Source organism: Mesorhizobium sp. M7A.F.Ca.CA.002.05.1.1 (assembly GCF_003998335.1).
Lineage (GTDB): Bacteria > Pseudomonadota > Alphaproteobacteria > Rhizobiales > Rhizobiaceae > Mesorhizobium.
In genome coordinates this window covers 1-650 of the sequence record NZ_RZQI01001537.1, presented here as the reverse complement: position 1 = coordinate 650, position 650 = coordinate 1, and the positions used below count along the sequence as shown (strand labels likewise).

Here is a 650-nt window from a genome sequence, read left to right as displayed (position 1 = left end):
CCATGGACAAAGCTAAGGCCGGACGGTCCGCCTATGTCGGCAGCAAATTGCAGGGTGTGGTCGACCCCGGCGCTCACGCGGTGGCCGAAGTCTTCGCGGCCGCCGCCGCACTGCACGAAGCGGCCTGATTCATGCTCCAGTTGTCGAATGATCGTTCTTTCGATACTGCCGGCAAGATAGAAACCGGAAATGCGGGTGACATGGCGGCGTTGAACCTTGCCAGGCTGATCGCGGCCGCTGCGGATACCATTGCCGCTCACGCCGAGGAGTTGACGGCGCTCGACCAGGCGATCGGCGACGGCGACCACGGGCTGAACATGAAGCGCGGCTTCGAGGCCGTGCGCGCGGAAGCCGAAGCATTTTCGGCCAAACCGCTGCCCGATGCCTTGAAGGCAATCGGCACCAAGCTGGTGATGACGGTCGGCGGCGCCTCCGGCCCGCTATTCGGCACCCTTTTCCTGGCACTCGGCAAGGAGATTTCAGCGGCGCCTGATCGCGCCAATCTGACGGCGGCGTTCGGCAAGGCGATCGAAGCGGTGGCAGCACGGGGCAAGTCGCAGGTTGGACAAAAAACCATGCTCGACGTGCTGCAGCCGGTGCATGACGCGTTGCTGCAGGGAAAGACGGCGCCGGAAATCGCAGGTATCGCC

Annotated in this window: 1 protein-coding gene; it reads left to right on the top strand. The window is 64.0% G+C overall.

Annotated elements, in window-relative coordinates; translation table 11 throughout:
- Nucleotides 1-200: 200 nt before the first annotated feature.
- A partial coding sequence (gene dhaL / locus EN939_RS36895) for a dihydroxyacetone kinase subunit DhaL (RefSeq protein WP_127272118.1) occupies nucleotides 201-650 on the top strand: 450 nt, incomplete at its 3' end.